We start from the raw sequence: 19,544 nt of genomic DNA on the forward strand, positions 1-19,544 counted from the left end.
ATAGGTCGGTAGAACACTGCCGGACATCTCATCCTTTTCTATTTTGACTTTATTTGAATGTTACTGTTTGTGTATCTAACAATTTGCCAACTTTGTCATATGCTTTTAATGTTACTTCGCTTGTTGCTGATTTGATTTTATCGAATGAGTAGAATTTGAACTCGCCATTCGCGATGGTTCCGCCTTTGTATTCGACGCCGTCTACTGTAAGAACTAGGGATTTAACTGCTCCTGTGTATGTTCCTACAACGTTTTTATCACCTGGGATAGTCATAACTGCTGGTGTAATTGTTCCTGCTGATGGTGCTGTTGATTTGATTTTAACTGTTTGCGTGTCTAGTAATTTGCCAGTGCTGTCATAGCCTTTGACTACAACTACGTCTGTTTCACTCGTTACTTTATCCAAAGAATAGAACTTGAAGGTGCCGTTAGATACTGTTCCACCTTTGTATGTTTTGCCGTTCACCGTTAGTTCGATTTTTGTAATGTCGCCAGTGTATGTTCCGGTCACGTTGTTGTGGCCTGGAATAGTCATTTCTACTGGAGTTAGTTTACCTTCTGTTATTACGACAAATTTCACTAATTTTCTAGCTATTTCTTTACCATTTTTATCGTAGGCAACCATGATGATTTCGTCTGTTTTCTTGATTTTCTTATCTGTTGCGTAGAAGCTGAATTCGCCGTCTTTCATTGCTGCGCCTTTGAATTCGGTCCCGTTTTGGAACATGGAGATTTTAACTACATCGCCAGAGTATGTTCCGGTGATATATTTATCGCCACCTACTGCAAATTCGTTCGGTGAAATTGTTCCTGATGTTGCAAGCGATGCGTCAAGTAGATCTTGCGCTTTATCTAGGTTTGCTTGCAATTCTGCTTTTTTCGCTTGGTCTGTTACTTTATCCACTAATTTTTGTGCATCATCAATTTCTTTTTGACTTGTTGCTGCTTTGATAGCGTCAGATGATGGATCGTTACCTTTGAATAATTCATTGACTGCTTTTTCTGCTGCTACTTGACGATCTTTTTCTGCTTGTGCTGCTGATGTTTTAGCGTCTAGTAATTCTTGGGCACGATCTAGATCTTTTTGTAGTTCTGCTTTCACTGTTGCATCTGTTACTGCGTCAATCAATTTTTGGGCGTCATCGATTGCTTTTTGGTTTGTTGTTGCTTTGATTGTGTCTGTGGCTGGGTTGTTGCTTGTGAATAGTTCTTTAACTGCTTTTTCTGCTGCTGCTTGACGGTCTTTTTCTGCTTGTGCTGCTGATGTTTTAGCGTCTAGTAATTCTTGGGCACGATCTAGATCTTTTTGTAGTTCTGCTTTCACTGTTGCATCTGTTACTGCGTCAATCAATTTTTGGGCGTCATCGATTGCTTTTTGGTTTGTTGTTGCTTTGATTGTGTCTGTGGCTGGGTTGTTGCTTGTGAATAGTTCTTTAACTGCTTTTTCTGCTGCTACTTGACGGTCTTTTTCTGCTTGTGCTGCTGATGTTTTAGCGTCTAGTAATTCTTGGGCACGATCTAACTCTCTTTGTAGCATTCCTTTCATCGGTCCTACTGAAGGTGATAGAGCATCAATCAACTTTTTGTGCATCATCAATGGCTTTTTGGTTCGTTGTTTCTTTAATTGCATCTGTTTGCGGGTTATTGTTTGTGTATAGTTCATGTACTGCTTTTATTGCGGCATCAAGGCGAGCTTGCTCTTCTTTCGCTGCTTCTGCTGCATTTTTAGCGTTTAGTAATTCTTGGGCGCGATCTAGATCTTTTTGCAGTTTTGCTTTCACTGTTGGATTTTTCACTAGGTTAATTTGTTCTTGTGCATCATTGATTTTTGCTTGTGTTGTTGTGTCTTTGATTGCATCAGATGTTGGCGTATTTCCTACGAATAATTGATTTACAAGGTATGTTGCAATTGTTTGTTGATCTTTATCTGTTGCTTCTTCAGCATTACGTGCATCAAGTAGTGATTGGGCTTTGTCTACATCTTTTTGTAATGTTGCTTTTAAAGTTGGGTTTGTTAGTGCATCTACTAATTTTTGTGCATCATTGATTGTTGTTTGAACTGTTGTGTCTTTGATAGCATTGCTCGCTGGATTGTTGTTCACAAATAGTTCTTTCACTGATTTACTTGCTGCTGCTTCTTCGCTTGCAATCGCTGCTGCTAAAAGTTCTTTTGCTTTATCTAGATCCGCTTGGATTTTCGCTTTTTCAGTTGCATCTGTAACTGCATCGACTAATGTTTGTGCTTTATCAATCGCCGCTTGGTTTGTGGTGTTTTTGATAGCATTTGAACTTGGATTGTTATTTGTGAATAGAGCGTTGACTTCATCACGTGCTGCTGTTGTTTTTGCTTTTTCTTGTGCATCAGACATATTTATTGCTTTGATAACAAGTTGAAATAATCTATCTTTTTCAGGGGAATTCGGTGTAACTGCCATCTTTTTATATACATTTGTAAGATCTTCGCTTGTAAATCCTGGGTTTAGCGTTGTGAAATTTTGATCATCAAACAGATTGTACACAGCTTGACCAAACTCTGTGCTGTATTGATAGTAGGACGATGTATTAATATCAAAACCGTAGTTACCCCACTTCTTATTATTCGGATCGATCTTCTCTACGTGAATCTTACCTGATCCCACCGTCAAATTCTCGCCTCTAAGGTCTAATACCATGAAATCTGCTACGCCATCTTTAGTTTTAGATAGAGCATTGATTACTTTACCATCTGGAAGCTGAACGCCTGCACCATAGTTCACGTGCATTTTAGTTAAATCAATTGTCAAAATACCATTGATTAAAGTGGCACTTGGGAAGTATGTGTTAATGTTTGACATATAAATATTTGATGTTACTGGTGCTACATATGTTGGTGAAATGCGTGAATCAACTGCCGCCTCCGCTGGGGTTGCCAATACGTTAAATGGTGTTACCACGCTTGTTCCTAAAATAGACGCTACTGTTAATGCACTTACTAATTTCTTAATTTGCTTCTTCTTCAATTTTATTCCTTCTTCCTTTTTTTAATTTCGCATAATTTACGTTCGAGTCGAGTTATCCTCGCTCATGTTCTTAGTATAAATCATCTGATTAGAATACAATTTCTATAAATCAAGATTCTACAATGGATATTTATATCTATTTTGTGTCTTTTGTGAATGAATACTCAGAAAAATAAGAATTGTTCTTTTTGAAATGGCGCTTGATATTCCTTTATCAACACTTACTGCCATATGCTTATGCCGACGAGATATATTTTCACTTCTGGTTTATTCTTATCTACCTCTTCCTATCTATGCTTATTTAATTCGTGCCCACACCTATTTTCTAAGATGTTCTTGGCTACATGAATAAGATTACCACGTCCAGATGGCGCTGTTTTCTAAAAAAATTGAAAAAAAGGACCCTATTTGTGTCTATTTTTATACTCACGACAATGTAATCGTTTGCTATAAATCCGCCAGAATAGTATGTCAATTATCCGGACTCCGTCATTGACGCAAAAAAAAAAACGCCTTATTCTGGACAAAGTATCCAGAATAAAGCGCTTGTCTTAATTTGACGGTCCCGACGGGATTTGAACCCGCGATCTCCTGCGTGACAGGCAGGCATGTTAACCCCTACACCACGGAACCTTTTTGCCGCACCATTTTTGGCACTCCCTTATTAAAACATGTTTCAGCCCCTGCGTCAAGCGATTTCGCATGTTTTCTAAAAAAATTAAGACTTTTCACCAAACTTATTTTCCAAACCGCAAAACCCCAGCGGACCGACAAATACTTAGCACTTAGGCAAAAGTAAGAACCTAAACAAAATTTGTAACGACGGTAACGGGCGCCTGTCGGTTCGCTGGACGATTAATGTGTGAAACCGTGAGATATTTTTGGATGATTGCTCGCACTTGGCAGAACATGTGATTCTTCTAGTTTTTCGATGGTTGCTTTGAGATCACGGACAAAGAGAAGTGCGGAGTCGTAACTGAAATCGCCTTTGATAACGGCGCGCAGAACGACTATTTCTTCTAAATCTGCGGGTAGTGGGTACGCTGGAACTTGCCAGCCGCGCATTCGCAAGAAATCTGATAGATCGTATAGATCCCATTCGACATCGGCGTTTTCTTTTAGAGTCCACGCAATGACTGGAAGCTGATCGGCACCGTTGATGATTTCGAACATGTCTAGTTTTTTGAGTTCTTTCGTGATGTATTTGGCTGCTTTTTGCGTTCGTGCGTGGACTTGACGGAAGCCTTCGAAGCCTAGACGCAGGAATAAGTAGTACTGAGCAACGATAAGGCTTGCGGGCCGTGAAAAGTTAATGGCCATGGTTGGCATGTCGCCGCCGAGATAGCTGACGTTGAATACGAGCTCTTTTGGTAGCCATTCTTTGTCTTTCCAGACTACCCAACCGACGCCGGGGTAAACGAGGCCGTATTTGTGTCCGGATGTATTGATCGATTTGACATTGTCGAGACGGAAATCCCATTCTAGATTAGGTTCCATAAATGGCGTGTATAAGCCTCCTGATGCTGCATCGACATGAATGTAGACTTTTACCCTGCTTGTTTCGTTATATGCCGTGATCGCGGTGTCCAATGCCTTGATGTCATCGTAGCGACCGGTGTAGGTTAAACCCATGATGCCCACGACGCAAATAGTGTAGTCATCGATGAGGTCAACTGCTCTAGCGGGATCAAGAGCAAGACATTCTTTAGTAACGGGAACTTCACGGAGTTCGATATCCCAATAGACGCCAAATTTCTCCCAAACGACTTGGTACGCCGACGAAATAATCATATTTGGGCGTTTGCTCATATCGAGGCCGAGTTCGCGCGCTTGTTTTTTCCACCTGAAAAGGGCTGCCATACCTCCTAACATGCAGGCTTCGGACGAACCAACCGTCGAGGTTCCGATGAATTCGTCGCGTTGATCGGCATTCCAGAGGTTCGCGATAATATTGACGCAACGTTCTTCAATTTCTGCGGTTTGCGGATATTCCGATTTGTCGACAGCATTTTTGTCGAGAGTGTTCATGATGAGTTGCTGTGCTTCGGGCTCCATCCAAGTTTGTACGAATGTCGCTAAGTTTTGCCGGGCGCTTCCTTCGTCTCTGAGTTCATCCATAATAAAATCGTACGCCGCACCGGCTGGCATCGTGTTTGCTGGGATTTCGTAGCGTGGAAGTGGTTGTTCGGACAAGCCTTCTCCGTAAAATAGCCGTATTTCATCGTGCTCTGAACCTTGTTTATTTCCACCTAGTTGTGCCATGTTTTGCTCATCTCCTTTTTTATCTAATCATACTACACATAGCCTCTTTGACGCCAAGGTAAACCCATACATGAAAAAAGCGAAGGGGAACTGTGCGCTCCTCTCCGCTCTATAAAAAATTTAATGAATGAATTCTGCTATGATACTAGTAAGCACGACGGAAGTTATCGTCACCGTTGAAAAACCTGCGATGATCATCTTCGGTAAAATTTGGCCTTCGATTGCCGCGACTTCTTGTTCGTTTTCACCAACACTTCTCGCGGCCTCCTGACTCAAAATCATCGTTCCTGGGAAGCCATATAGTGTCGTGAGCCCGATTGCGATGGACATCGAGATGCTGTAGCCAAGGATTTTACCCATGATGGCCGAGAACGCGACGCTTCCTGCTACACCGATTGCAAAGGCAATGCAAAGTGGCCCGATAAGTGCTACGAGATCTTCAACAGAAGATGTGGCTAGTGGTCCAAAAATAATGATCAAGATGGCTAACATCATGAGACCATAAGCATCGATGCCACTTAGGATATTCGGTTTCACAACGCCGAATGCACGTAAGGCAATACCGAATAATAGGGCGACAACAAATGTGTTTAAGATGCCATTTGTGAGTCCATCAATGTACATGGAAAGCAAGACGACGACACCAACGACGAATAGTGTTCCTGCCGTTGTTTGTAGTGCTTTAGGCATCATTGTTTTAGCTTCTTCTTCATGATGCTCTTCTGTTTTTTCTACTTTGAGCGTCCCTGCGCGATACTCACCTTTGATACGTGTCGCTTCTTTGCGCAAAATGAGCGATGTCAGCGGAAATCCAATCAAGCCTTGGAATGCTGCAATGAGAACTGGAAACACTGCCACAAGTACTAGACCAGATGCCAACGCTGATTCTTGAACGATGATAACGGAGATGGTTCCACCGCTGATCGCGCCAATTGCACCGATGACAAAATTTTGATCAAGGAAAAAGGAGCCGATAAGGAACAGGAAAGCTGCGATCCCAGCGACAGCAGAAACGCCAATCAAGACGGTTTTCCATTGTTTTTTCAGTTCATCGAGGCTGATCATGGTTCCAATGTGAACGATGATAAAGCCAACGACAGTTTGCCCAAGCGCAAGTAAGGATGAGCTGCTCAGTAAATCTTCTGGGAATATATTCGTTTTAAATCCGACTAGAAAAATGATGGATGCTACGAGTAGAGTTGATATCAATGATTTCGTTTTTTTCGAAACAAAATCACTGATTGCCCAAATGAGCATAATAATTGTAAAAGCTGTAACTGGATTCATATAATCCCCCCGTTTGTTATACTTTCAATTTTTATTCGATGGTGTGATAACTGAAACCGAGTCCGTGAACTTCAGAGACAGTATAAGCAATAACGAAAGATTGTTTGTCATAGGAATTGATCATTTTTAGAACAGATTGGTATTCACGCGTTTCCAAAACGACCATTAACATCGTTTTTTCGCTCCCGGTAAATCCGCCTGATACGGAGAAAACCGTGACACCGCGCCCCATCTCTTTTAATAATCCTGCCTTGATTTCTTCAATCTTGTCATCGCTCATAATCATCACGGCTTTGCGTTTTTTAAGGCCCGTTTCTAAGTAATTCATAATAATGGCAACTAAAATGAGTGAGAGAATCGCGAATAAAAACTCTTCTACTCCAAATACGAAAATATTGAAAATAACGATGATCGCATCCACCAAAAATAGGCCGAGTGATGTATTCAGGTTGAAATATTTCTTTAAAATTAATGGCGGAATCGTTGTCCCACCGCTCGAAGCTTCGATGCGATACAGTATGGCTACACCAATTGCAAAAATCATACTGCCGAAAATAACCGATAGTAAGCGATCTTGCGCGAGCATCGTTTCGGGAATAATAGCGAGTGATAATGGTAAAAGTAGGCTTCCCAGAAATGATCTAACAAATACTGCGCGGCCTAGGAATACGAATGCTAGTATAAGCATCACCACGTTTAGAATTAACACCGTAAGCGCCAGAGGAACCCCCAGTGCCTGCTCTACTAATATACCTATCCCTGTAACGCCTCCTGCCGCAATATGATGCGGAGCAAGAAATAAATTAATACTGGCGCCAATAAGCGCGATGGAAACTGCTACTAGTAAGAATTGTTTTATTAAATGTTTCATTCAAACACCTTCAATCTGATTAGTCTTACCGTATTCAGTCTATGAAGGGTCATGGATTGTGTCGCGAACTTTAACATATAGATAGAATTGTGAGTTTATTTAGTTACCACTTGCTTCACAATTTCATAAGCTAATGCCGTCGCTTTTTCTAGTTCGCGAATCGGAATATATTCGTGAACGGTGTGAATTTTTTCATAGCCGATTGATAAGTTGGTCGTTTCTTTTCCTTGTTCGTTAAAAATGTTAGCGTCACTACCGCCACCGCTTACTTCATGATTAGCCGTCATCCCTAATTTGGCCATCGCTTCTGTGGCAATTTTGACAACGGTATTGTCGGCGTTGAAGTCGAAACCGCTGTATTTCCTATCTACTTTTATTGTAATCGCGCCACCCATTTCTGCCGTTGTTTTTTCGAATAAGTCTTTCATGTGCTGTATTTGTGCCTCGCAAGATTCGCTGTTGATCGACCTAACTTCTGCAACCATCCGCACGTGTTCCATCACGATATTTGTTGCAGTTCCTCCTTCAATTATACCAATATTAGCTGTCGTTTCAAAATCAACGCGACCGAGCTTCATCTGAGAAATTGCTTTAGCTGCGATCTCAAGTGCCGAAATGCCTTTTTCCGGCTCAATTCCAGCATGTGCTGCAGTCCCATCAATCTGAATTTCAAGACCAGCGTGCGTCGGACTTCCAACCGTAATACTGCCAACCGGACCTCCTGTATCTAAAACAAAACCGTGGCTGGCCTTAAGCGTTCTCATATCGAAGGCTTTAATACCGATTAAACCGCTTTCTTCACCTACTGAAAGTACAAATTCGAGCGTTCCGTGTGGGGTGTTGTTTTCTTGAATGAGCGCCACTGTTTCGAGCATAATCGCAATTCCAGCTTTGTCATCTGCCGCTAAAATTGTCGTTCCGTCCGAATAGATAATATCCTCTCTTATTTCTGGCTTGATACCAAGACCTGGTGTAACCGTATCCATATGACAAGAAAAGAATATAGCATCGGCATTCACGTTACCTGGAAGGCGACATAACAGATTGTTCGCACCGAAACCTGTTTCAGCCATTGTGTCATCTTCAATTACCTCAAGGCCTAGCGATTGAAATCGTTCTTTTAAGTATTTTTGAAATTTCCCTTCGTGTTTTGTTTCTGAATCAATCTTGACGAGCTCGATGAAAGTGTCTACTAATCGTGATTTGTTAACCATTTTAGTTCCTCCTACGAATGTCATTTTATAATAATTCCCGTTATGCGATTTTTCCCTTGTTACTACTGGTTGAAACCTTATTATCTCATTCGAAACTATTTGTAAATAGTTATTTTGATTCGAATCAGGCATTTTCTCGATAAAGTTTTATTTTACAAAGCAAATGGCGAGAGATATACATCTCTCGCCATTCGCTGTTTCTTATTTTGTTGCTGCTTGAATTGTTACGTCTTGTGTGTCTAGTAGGTTTTTGCCTTTGTCGTATGCTTGAATTGTTACAACATCGTCTGCATTTTTAATCTTGTCTAGTGCGTAGAATTTGAATGTGCCGTCTTCGTTGAATGTGCCACCTTTATACTCTGTTCCGTTCACTGTTACAACAACTGATTTAACTTCGCCTGCGTATGTTCCTACGATGTTCTTGTCGCCAATTGTCATTGTTTCTGTTGTAATCATGCCACCAATTTTTTCTGGTTGTTGAATTTGGACCGTTTTGCTTTCTAGCAAGTTACCGGCTTTGTCATAAGCAAAGATGATAACTTCGTCGGATGTGCTTTTTACTTTATCATGTGAGTAGAATTTAAATGTGCCATCTGCGTTAATTGTACCGCCTTTGTAAAGCGTTCCGTTAACTGATACTTGGATTTTAGCGACATCACCATTGTGCGTTCCTGTGATGTTATTATGACCTGGGATGATCATCTCAATTGGATTGATGGCACCCTCCGTACTTGTGCTTGTGAATGTTACGGTGTGTCTAGAGAGTTCCTTACCGTTCGCATCGTAAGCTACCATGATGATTTCATCTGTGCTCTTCACTTTTTTGTCAGCAACATAGAAAGTGAATTCGCCATTTTTAACTGTTGCGCCTTTAAATTCTGTGCCATTTTGGAACATAGATACTTTAGCTACATCACCTGTGTGTGTTCCTGTGATATATTTGTGTGTGCCTACTGTAAATTCGTCAGCTACGATGGTACCTTTTGTTGCTAATTTATCTCCTAGTAGCTCTTTAGCAATGTCTAAGTCTGCTTGTAGTTCTGCTTTTTTAGCTTCGTCTGTTACTGCATCTACTGCTGTTTGTGCGTCATCGATTTCTTTTTGTGTTACTGTGTCTTTGATTGTTCCTGTTTCTGGGTTGCTATTTGTGAATAGTTCGTTGATTGCATCTGTTGCTACGTCTTGTTTCACTTGCTCTGCCGCTGCTTCTGTTTTTTCGTCAAGTTGTTGTTGAGCAAGGTTTAGGCCTGCTTCTAATTCTGCTTTTTTATCTGCGTCTGTTACTGCTTCGATTGCTGTTTTAGCGTCATCGATTTCTTTTTGCGTTGTTGTTTCTTTGATTGTGCCTGTTTCTGGATTGTTATTTGTGAATAATTCGTTGATTGCGTCTGTTGCTGCTTCTTGCTTAGCTTGCTCTGTTGCCGCTGCTTCTGTTTTTTCGTCAAGTTGTTGTTGGGCAAGGTTTAAGCCTGCTTCTAATTCTGCTTTTTTACCTGCGTCTGTTACTGCTTCGATTGCTGTTTTAGCGTCATCAATTTCTTTTTGCGTTGTTGTTTCTTTGATTGCGCCTGTTTCTGGGTTGTTATTTGTGAATAGTTCGTTGACTGCATTTTCTGCTTGTGCTACTTTTTCTGCTTCTAGTTTAGCATCTAGTAGTGATTGAGCCGTGTCTAATATACTATTGAAAAGCGGTGCAGATGCGTTGTTTACTAATCCACCCACTAATTCTCTAGCAGCATCAATCCCTTTTTGATCTGTTGTATCTTTAATTACATTTCCTGACGGCTTATTGTCTACAAATAATTCTTTAATTGCACTGTATGCTTCCTCTTGAAGTATAAAATTGAGTAAGCTTTGCGCAGCAATTAGGTCTTTTTGTAGTGCTTCTTTTACAACTGTATTTTTGATTTTGTTAATTTGTTCTTTTGCTTCATCAATTTTTGCTTGTGTTGTTGTGTCTTTGATTTTATCGCTTGCTGGGTCGTTATTTTCAAACAATTGGTTAACAAGGAATTTACCTAATGTTTGGTTATCTACTTCTGTTACTGCTTCTGCATCACGATCTACCAGTAATTCTTTCGCCTTGTCTAGGTCTGCTTGTAATGTTGCTTTAGTTGCTTCATCTGTTACTGCATCAATTTTTGCTTGGGCGTTATCAATCACTGCTTGCGTTGTTGTATCTTTGATTTTATCGCTTGCTGGGTCGTTATTTTCAAATAATTCGTTGATTGCTACACTCGCTGTATCTTTGTTCGCTTGTTCTTTTTGTGTTGTTAATAGTTCTTTTGCTTTATCTAAATCGGCTTGTAGTTCTGCTTTCACTGTTGGATTTTGAACTTGGTTTACTAGGTTTTGCGCGCTGTCGATGGTTGCTTGATTCGTTGTTTCTTTGATTGCATTTTTGCTAGCATCTGTGAACAATTCGCTGATTGCCATTTTTGCTGCTGTTTGTGCACTTTGATCTGCTACTTGCCCTATTAATAAATCTTTAGCTTTATCAACATCGTTTTGGAGCGTTGTCTTTTCTGGTCCTGTTGGTAATTTATCGATAACTTCTTGGGCATCATCAATATCTTTTTGACTTGTTCCAGGTTTTAAAGTATTCTTGTTGCTGTCCTCGAATAAACCATCTACTAAGTTTGTTGCCGTTTCTTGATTCTGGCTGTTAGATGCAACTTCATCTAGGAATATATGAGATGCAGTGCTCATTACAGTACCTGATTGATTTAAATAATCCAACCGGAAAGTATCAAACTTACCTATACCATCTTTCTTTTCAACCATATAGACTTGCTTACCTGTTCCAGTTGGCTTTCCTAGTACTGTGAATACGCCATTCACCCCATTAGCTTTATACATCAATTGCATTGTTCCATTTGCAAGATAAATTTTGACATCTACTGTAATAAGCATGTAACCAGGACCTTCGATTACTACTAAATTATCCATATGAGTCGTGGCCGCTTGTGCTGATTTCCCTTCACTTAAGTTAGGAAAGATACTCATTGCTGTTGGGAATACTTGAGATGCTACGATTGTCGTTGTTAATAGACCTACTGCGATTTTTTTACTTGTATTTTTCATAAAATTTATAATCTCCTCGGTATTTATATTTTTTGTTACTTCCGTGGCCGTGTCAGTATCATTGCCTGTGTTACTACTTTTCACGATTGTAGATTATTTGGATTTTCTAGGCGATGGCCCATTTATTACCAATCCATCCTTATTTGTAGCTCACTTTATTCATGATAATTTTGAAAATCCTTACTATTACGTCATTAATTTTCTTATCGTGATCTTCCGTGGCGTTATTATCAATATTCAATTGCGATTTCTCCTGCTGACTGACTTGCTATACACTTATCTTACCAGTACATCTAAATCCTGTTTTCTTCATTTCTAGAATTCCACTCTGTATTTGTTGCTACTTTTTGAATTCTGTTTATAACATCTCTTTTAATTTCATCTCGAGCTTAGACATGTCCACATGAATCGTTCTTCTTAATGGGTGAATAATTTCTTCTTCTTCTAATTTTTGGATAACATTTGTAATTGTATTTGGATTCATGCTTGTATATTGAGCAATCATTCCTTTACTGATCTGTTTTGGGAAGCGCGAGATGTGTTGCTTACCTGTGCTTTCTCCAAATTTCGTTACGATTTGAAATAACGCGAGGCTGATTCTTTGCTCTGATGGTAGTCTCAGCAGTGCCTCTTTCTCTATCATTCGTTCTACTTGATTTTGCATGTGTACATAATGATAGAAGTAGCCTTCTTGGGTGTTGATGACTTTTTCGATGATATCACTTTTTTCGTACTTGGTAACGATCAGTTCATTTGAAATGACTTGGAACGAATACTCTGACTTGCTATCTAGTAGTAAATTGGCGAGTCCAAGCACGTCTTCTTTGGCAAAGAAATCCACTATCTTTTCCTCATCTTTGAATGCAGCTACATGACCGGATTCTATAAAGTAAATCTCGTTTAGCTCTTCTTCCTCTAGGATGATCCTACTCGTTTTTCTTGTAACTTTTCTTTATACCTTGCAGTGGGAAAATTTTATCTTCTTGTAAGAAGGTACGAAACTTCTCTTCACTAAACTGAGTCGCTATATTTTCTTCGGTATATAAAAATTGCATCTCGGTAAGCCGCTCTTTCATTTGCTCCACCTCCTTCTTTAAATTTGTTTGTGTTTTCTTTGCCTACTTATACTTTAACAGGATTTATCAGCAAATGTTTGTTATTTCACAAAATGAATTTTTTTTAATGATTTTGTGAAAAGAACGACATTGTTTTCCTGGATAATAGATAATTCAACAGATACTTATATATGGCTTTATTGGCTCAAGCGCCCAAATTAACACCCATCTAGTCGCTTTTCTAATTTGGCCAAATCGATATACATCTTTCGCCGAACAGACTCGATAATCTTTGCCTCTTCTAGTTTTTGAAGGCTCACAGTGACGGTATTAGGATTTAGGTTGCTATATTTTGCAATAATTCCTTTGTTGATGTATTTTGGAAAACATACCTTTGTTGTCCCATGTTTTTTTTCACCGTATTTTAGTGCACAGCAGAATAAGACCAAATTAATTCTTTGCTCCGATGATAGTCGTAATAGCTCTTCCTTGTTTCTTAGATGCTGAATCAAATTTTGTAAATGGATATAGTAATACAAATAGCCTTCCTGTGCGTTCAATATTTTTTCAACCATTTCTGCCTTATTACATTTAATAATACTCACTTTGTCTGAAATAACTTCAAACGAATATTTCGCGTCACTGTATAGGATTAAATTTTCCAGTCCAATAATATCTCCACTTGCATGAAAACTCATTACCCGCTTACTTTCTTGCGTAGCCATAACACAACCCTCTTTAATAAAAAAAAGATCTCTGACCTCTTCTTGTTCTCTGATAAGAACCTCTTTCTTTCTATATTGTTTCGCTACTTTATTTGTACTTAAAAAACTATCATCTTGAAGAAAGTGGAAAAATTGCTCCTTATTAAATTCTTCGTGTACAATCTTATCGTTGTATAAAAAATGCATTTCCGTTAGATACCTCATTGTTCTCATTCCTTTTTCTGATTCCAAATTTAACTTCTAAGCCTTGATTTATTAAAATGAAATTGCTAGTGTTTTTTATCCTGACTCATCACTAGCAGTCTAGGATATATTATTGATACTACCATGAATAGTCACTCCTATTTTTCTAGTTTACTAGAATTTTTTCGGGCGAATGTTGCAATTAATCGAATCATCAGTACCATTTATTTATTATTGTTTCTAAAAAACGGGGCGACATACGACTAGAGTATGCATTTTTATACAATAAAATAGGACATCTATCAAAACCGGAAAATCGATTTTGATAGATGTCCTATTCTATATTTATGGATCTCATCTCAGATTATTTATATTTCCTACGCCATAAAAGAGAGGTTCCGAGTACAAGAAAACTGCCTCCGAGAGTAATTAACGCCCACATTGTTGGGGTATCTCCTGTTGTTGGTAGTCCTTTTTCAGCTGCTACTTCCTCTGTCAGTGTATCACCATTTGTGGATGTTACTGGTTTTGGTGCGTTCTCCCTTTCTGGGTTCGTTGTTGGAACTTCTGGTGCCACCGGTTGCTCTGTCGGTGTCTCTGGCTCGGGAACATCAGGATCTGGTTGCTCTGGGGTTGGTTCCTCTGTTTGTAACTTTTCCAAATCGGCTAATTTTGCGACCAAAACATCCGAATTGGTGACATATTTCTGTAAAGTAGTGTCTAAATTATCATACGCAGCTTTTGCCGCTAAAATGGCTGCCTCGTCGGTTAGCGTAACTTTTTCTGGTAATGCTGCAATTTCTGCGGTGACGGCCTTCGCTTTGTCTGTTTTCAAAATACCGTACGTATCGAAAAGATTCGCTGGAGTTGCCGCCACACGTGCTGTTTGCGCTGATTTAGCATCATAGGTATAGGCTTTATACGTGAAGCGATCTTCTGTAAAACTGATACCCGCAAACATTTGCAACATCGGTTGGGCGTACTTCGCGGGATAAACACCGGCAGCGCTCATCTTGCTTTCTGATTGTGGTTGGTAGAACTTGTAACCACTCGTGTTGATGACGTGGTAACTTTGTCCGCCCGGATCTACATCGCGCGAAATCCCATCTTCCTCGACTTTGCCGATTTTGTCGACTGCAATCGGTGTCTTGCCGTCCATTTGTTGCGAGCGGAAGTAACTGTGGTCATGGCCTTGCAACACAATATCGATGCCAAGCTCATCAAAAACTGGAGCAAGCTGGTCGCGTAGCGTGACAATTTCAGAGTCTGTCATGTGGCTTGCAACGGTATAAATCCCTTTATGAAACGCGACAACGAGCCATTTCGCGCCATCTTCACGTGCTTTTTTCGCATCGGCTTTCAACCAAGCCAGTTGCGTTGGATCAAGCGCTCGCGAATCCTGATCATTCGTGTTTAGCATCATGAAATGCGCCGGACCGTAGTCAAATGAATAGTAAACTCCTTTGTTCAAATTGTTCGCATTCGCCGGATGATCATAATAAAAATGTTGGCGGAACGAGTTGTTGAACGCATCATGATTTCCCGTTGCCGCGGCGATTGTCGTATTGCTTAGCAGTTTTTGCGAGGTCCTAAATAGCCAGCCCCACTCAGCAGGACTCGATGAGGTGTTCACCAAATCACCTGTTTGCAAAATGAATTCCGAGTTGGGAAACATCCCAAAACCTTTATTCAGCGTCGCATCCGTCCAACTATATTCTTCCTCGCTACTTCCTTGTGAGTCGGTCACATATAGAAAATCGAACGCCTTCGTGTCTCGCTTTTGCGTCGTGAACTTGGCTGGTTCACTCCATGTGTCACGGGTCTTATCGCCAACACGGTACCAGTAAGTTGTGCCTGAATCCAAGTATTTCGCGGCTACTTGATGGGAAAAACCACCGATTGCGGCATCATTTGCTTCTTGGGTTCCCGTCACAGTTTGCGCCCCCACGAAGTTCGGCGCCCCACTTCCCGCTACTTTCACATATTGCAAATCTGATCCCACTTCGGCCTTCGTATGCCATGTAAAGCCTTTTTGTGTCTGTGTGTTTCCGAAAAACGTGACAGCGATTTTAGATGGTGTGTAGTCTCCATCCGCCGCCACTTCTTCCGGCGTCGTGAATCCCGTCAGCTCCGCGTCAAATGTCACATCTGAACTTGTCCCTTTTTGCTGAAAAATCGCGACCGCAATCGTATTTGTGCCTTCCTTCAAAGGAATCGCGCCGAGCTTAATACCTTCATATTCCACCGCATCAGCACTCTGTTGCCCCGAATAATCCCCGAAATTAATCGCCCCATCCGCAAGGCGCACCCGTTTCACTTCATTTCCGTTCACGTAAATAACCGCACTATCATCAGCTTTCAGCGCCAAGTTCGCACGCAAGTACTTGTCCGCACCCTTCACCTCAAAATTTTTCCTGAAAAAATAAACAGGATATTTCTTGTCCTCAACAGCACCGTAGGAAATCGTCGTATTAATTTTGATTTCCGCGTTTTTCGGATTGTAGCCAAGCGCTCCCTTGCCTGATTTCCAAGCCGTATCATTGAATGTTTGGTCCCGCCACGTATCTCCCGGATAAGTCCCTTGATCCCAGTATTTCCATTCTGATTCTTTAGCGATGAAGGTGTCTCCCGCCTGGCTACCCGCCTTTACAGCATTCGGAAACGACGTATATGTAACCCCAATTTGAACCAAAATAATCGCCACCAACAAATAAACAAACCCTGATTTCCACTTTTTCACCTTTTCTCAATCCCCCTCAATTTCGCTTACCACCCAAGTGTATCTTAGCAATGTTAAGCGTTGTTTGAGAATATGTATCGATCTTGTTTTTTGCATGTAAATTTTTTAATCTTACAAGAATTATGATAAAACCGTAAGATAAACTTAGCAAATTGTTATTTAGATCGCGGGAAACTCCAATGTTCTAAGGCTATAATAAAGTTAGAAAGGAGCTGTTCATTATGAAAAAAGCTTGGCAAGTAATCGCAGCACTCGGCGAGACTCTCGTAAACCCCGCAAAAATGGCGAAGGAAGTTAACCGTGATAGCTAACAAATGTCACCAAAAACCCCGATTATAGCGCTCATAGTACCCGAGTCTATATAATCGGGGTTTATGCATGTATATACACTTTTAATTCGCTTCGTAAAGTACCACTTGATTAAATCGTAACGAGGCTTTCACATCAATAATCCGTTGATTACTCGAGCCCTTAAACGCTAACTTAGGATCAAATAAATCCTGTTCAAAACGCCCGTCCACCAACACATCTACATAAGAAAGTAGCTCCAATTTATCCGATGTTTCCTGCATCAATTCTTCCCACGTATAGCCCGTCCACGACCAAACATCTTTCGTATCCTCAAATAGTGCCCGAATTCGCTTCACAAGCCGCAAACAAACGACCGTATTCAGAAATGGTTCTCCGCCAAGTAACGTCAATCCCTGCACACTTTCATGCCACAAGTCAGCGATGATTTTGTCCTCAAGCTCGTCTGTATACGGCGTTCCATATCGAAATGACTGCGCCGCCTTATTGTAGCATCCTTCACAATGGAAAGGACAACCAGAAACGTACAAACTACACCGCACACCTTCACCATCCACAAAATTAAACGGTTTATAATCCGCAATATAATTCGCCGAAAGCTTCTCTGCACGCCATTCTTGCGGTTTTGGATTATTCATTTGAGGACTCCAGATGCTTCACCCGTTGCGTAATCTCTTCATGGCGACCATGCACCATTGGCCGTTTCATCGGGTTTCCCAGGTAACCACACGTTCGCTTCACGACATCCGCCGTTTCTGAATTCGTATTGCCGCACCCTGGGCACTTAAACCCTTCCGCAGTAGGCGCAAACTCCCCTTCAAAATCACACTCGTAGCAACGATCAATCGGCGTATTTGTTCCTAAATAAGCCACGCGATCATAGGCATAATCCCAAACAGCCTCGAGTGCCTTCAAATTATGCGTCAGCTTTGGATATTCACAATAATGAATAAAGCCACCCGAACAATATTCCGGATATTCCATCTCAAAATCGAGTTTTTCAAACGGCGTCACTTTTTTGCGGACATCGTAATGGAACGAGTTTTGGTAATATTCTTTGTCGGTAATATCCTTGATATCGCCGTATTTCTCGCGGTCTAGGCGGTTAAAGCGATCCGTCAAACTCTCGCTCGGCGTCGAATACACGCTGAACCAATAGCCGTACTCTGCCTTCCAAGCATCCGCGTACTCCTTCAGCTTCTTCACAATCTCAATCGTGAACGCCTTGCTTCTGGATTCGCCTCCCATTCGCCACCATAAAACATCGTCGCAGCCTCATACAAGCCAATGTAGCCAATTGAAATCGTCGACCGCTCCTTGTTAAAAAGCTGATCCACATCCTGCCTATCATCAAGCCGTTTTCCGAACGCCCCGTACTTATACAAAATCGGTGCATTCTCCGGTTTTGCTGCGCGAATCCGCTCCAATCTGAAAAGTAGCGCATCCTTCACTGTCTGCATTCGTTCCGTGAAAATTTCCCAGAATCTTTCTCGGTTGCCCCCGCTTTGAATCGCAATCCGCGGCACATTCAGCGTCACAACGCCCAAATTATTCCGTCCCGCATTCACAAAATTACCATTCTCATCACGCCACGCAGGCAAGAACGATCGGCAACCCATCGGCACATTGAAATCCCCCGCCAAGCGCACCAACGAATCATAGTTCAGCACATCCGGGTACATCCGTTTCGCCGAGCACTCCAGCGCCAACTGCTTAATATCGTAGTTCGGATCCACCGCTTCCAAATTCGTTCCCCGTTTGATCGAGAATACCAACTTCGGAAAAATCGCCGTCTGCTTATCCTTCCCAATTCCACCAAGTCTCACTCTCAAAATCGCCATCTGAATCTCGCGCGCAAACCAGTCCTCGCCAAGCCCAAAGCCTAGCGTCACGAACGGCGTCTGCCCATTACTCGTGTACAACGTATTGATCTCATACTCCAAACTCTGCATCGCGTCATAAACATCTTTTCGCGTCCGTTCCCGCGCAAACTCCACGCGCCGCTCTGCCAAAACCCATTTTTCCGCCTCTTCCTCGTGTTTCTCATAATTCCGTTTCGCATACGTCGCCAAAACTTCATCAATCCGATCCACCGAACACCCACCGTACTGCGAGCTCGCCACATTCGCGATAATCTGCGCTATCTGAGCGGTCGCCGTCTGAATTGACTTCGGACTTTCCACATTCGCGTTCCCAATCGTAAAACCATTCGCCAGCATGCCCGCAATATCGATCAAACAACAATTCGTCATCGCGTGATACGGACTATAATCGAGGTCATGAAAATGAATGTCCCCTTTCAGATGCGCATTCGCCACATGTTTTGGCAACATATATTTCAGCGCATAGCTCTTCGCCACCGCGCCCGCCGTCAAGTCCCGCTGCGTATTAAAAACCGCCGCATCCTTGTTCGCATTCTCATTCACAACCGTTTTATCCCGATCCAACAACTTCTGCACACTCACCGTCAAATCCGTCATACTCGCACGATACGAATCCCGATCATGCCGATACTCAATATAAGCTCGCGCCACATCCGAGTATGTAGACTTCATCAACTGATCCTCGACCACGTGCTGAATCTCATCAATCGTTACCGCCATATCATTTGGTAAACTTTTCACAATATCGACTAAAACTGCTTCCAAATAAGCCGCATCATCGACACCACAGCTCACCATCGAAGCCTGCACTGCATTCCTGATCTTAATCAGGTCAAATCCGACCTTCCGACCATCTCTTTTAATCACTAATTGTTCCGTTTCCTTCTCCACGTACATATCTCCGCTTCCCTTCAAACACTATATATTGTATC

Annotated in this window: 12 protein-coding genes, 1 tRNA gene and 1 pseudogene; all 14 read right to left on the reverse strand. The window is 41.5% G+C overall.

The annotated features are described in order from the left end of the window. Positions 1-49 precede the first annotated feature (49 nt). The 14 genes and pseudogenes from PGRAN_RS06630 to nrdD all read right to left on the reverse strand — a co-directional run bounded on the left by PGRAN_RS06630 (position 50) and on the right by nrdD (position 19,509). Positions 50-1,537 (reverse strand): immunoglobulin-like domain-containing protein, encoded by a 1,488-nt coding sequence (locus tag PGRAN_RS06630; protein ID WP_149024004.1) that lies wholly within the window; start codon positions 1,535-1,537, stop codon positions 50-52. Positions 1,538-1,571: 34 nt separating this feature from the next. Continuing rightward, on the reverse strand, positions 1,572-2,999 hold the full coding sequence (locus PGRAN_RS06635; RefSeq protein ID WP_036066041.1) for a toxin Cry1Ac domain D-VI-related protein: 1,428 nt from the start codon (positions 2,997-2,999) through the stop codon (positions 1,572-1,574). Positions 3,000-3,559: 560 nt separating this feature from the next. Continuing rightward, positions 3,560-3,632: transfer RNA gene (locus PGRAN_RS06640), tRNA-Asp, on the reverse strand. Positions 3,633-3,854: 222 nt separating this feature from the next. Further along, a complete protein-coding gene (gene gad / locus PGRAN_RS06645) occupies positions 3,855-5,261 on the reverse strand; it encodes a glutamate decarboxylase (RefSeq protein WP_036066042.1) in 1,407 nt (468 codons plus the stop codon). A gap of 120 nt (positions 5,262-5,381) precedes the next feature. Beyond that, positions 5,382-6,548 (reverse strand): hypothetical protein, encoded by a 1,167-nt coding sequence (locus PGRAN_RS06650; protein WP_036066043.1) that lies wholly within the window; start codon positions 6,546-6,548, stop codon positions 5,382-5,384. Positions 6,549-6,579: 31 nt separating this feature from the next. Beyond that, a complete protein-coding gene (locus PGRAN_RS06655; RefSeq protein ID WP_036066045.1) occupies positions 6,580-7,419 on the reverse strand; it encodes a YitT family protein in 840 nt (279 codons plus the stop codon). 95 nt (positions 7,420-7,514) lie between these two features. Then, positions 7,515-8,633, reverse strand: coding sequence for a M20/M25/M40 family metallo-hydrolase (locus tag PGRAN_RS06660; protein WP_036066046.1), 1,119 nt, complete (start codon positions 8,631-8,633; stop codon positions 7,515-7,517). Positions 8,634-8,834: 201 nt separating this feature from the next. Continuing rightward, complete coding sequence (locus PGRAN_RS06665; protein ID WP_036066047.1) at positions 8,835-11,717, reverse strand: toxin Cry1Ac domain D-VI-related protein; 2,883 nt, start codon at positions 11,715-11,717, stop codon at positions 8,835-8,837. A gap of 358 nt (positions 11,718-12,075) precedes the next feature. Further along, positions 12,076-12,642 carry a cyclic nucleotide-binding domain-containing protein gene (locus PGRAN_RS06670; protein ID WP_149024005.1) on the reverse strand — a complete coding sequence of 189 codons (567 nt, stop codon included), beginning with the start codon at positions 12,640-12,642 and terminating at the stop codon, positions 12,076-12,078. Position 12,643: 1 nt separating this feature from the next. After that, entirely contained in the window at positions 12,644-12,793 is a 150-nt protein-coding gene (locus PGRAN_RS16760; protein ID WP_159101116.1) for a hypothetical protein, read from the reverse strand. A 197-nt stretch (positions 12,794-12,990) separates the two neighbouring features. Beyond that, positions 12,991-13,728, reverse strand: a complete 738-nt coding sequence (locus PGRAN_RS06675; RefSeq protein ID WP_077914611.1) for a Crp/Fnr family transcriptional regulator — start codon at positions 13,726-13,728, stop codon at positions 12,991-12,993. 316 nt (positions 13,729-14,044) lie between these two features. After that, positions 14,045-16,420: a metallophosphoesterase gene (locus PGRAN_RS15575; RefSeq protein ID WP_051998457.1), complete on the reverse strand. Its 2,376-nt coding sequence runs from the start codon at positions 16,418-16,420 to the stop codon at positions 14,045-14,047. A gap of 392 nt (positions 16,421-16,812) precedes the next feature. Continuing rightward, the gene (gene nrdG / locus PGRAN_RS06685) at positions 16,813-17,367 is read right to left on the reverse strand and encodes an anaerobic ribonucleoside-triphosphate reductase activating protein (RefSeq protein ID WP_036066051.1); all 555 of its coding nucleotides are present in this window, start codon (positions 17,365-17,367) and stop codon (positions 16,813-16,815) included. After that, positions 17,360-19,509 (reverse strand): annotated as a pseudogene (gene nrdD, locus PGRAN_RS15580) (anaerobic ribonucleoside-triphosphate reductase). The gene nrdG and the pseudogene nrdD overlap by 8 nt, the downstream one beginning before the upstream one ends. Positions 19,510-19,544: the final 35 nt, after the last annotated feature.

This window comes from Listeria grandensis FSL F6-0971, from assembly GCF_000525835.1.
Taxonomy (GTDB): domain Bacteria; phylum Bacillota; class Bacilli; order Lactobacillales; family Listeriaceae; genus Listeria_A; species Listeria_A grandensis.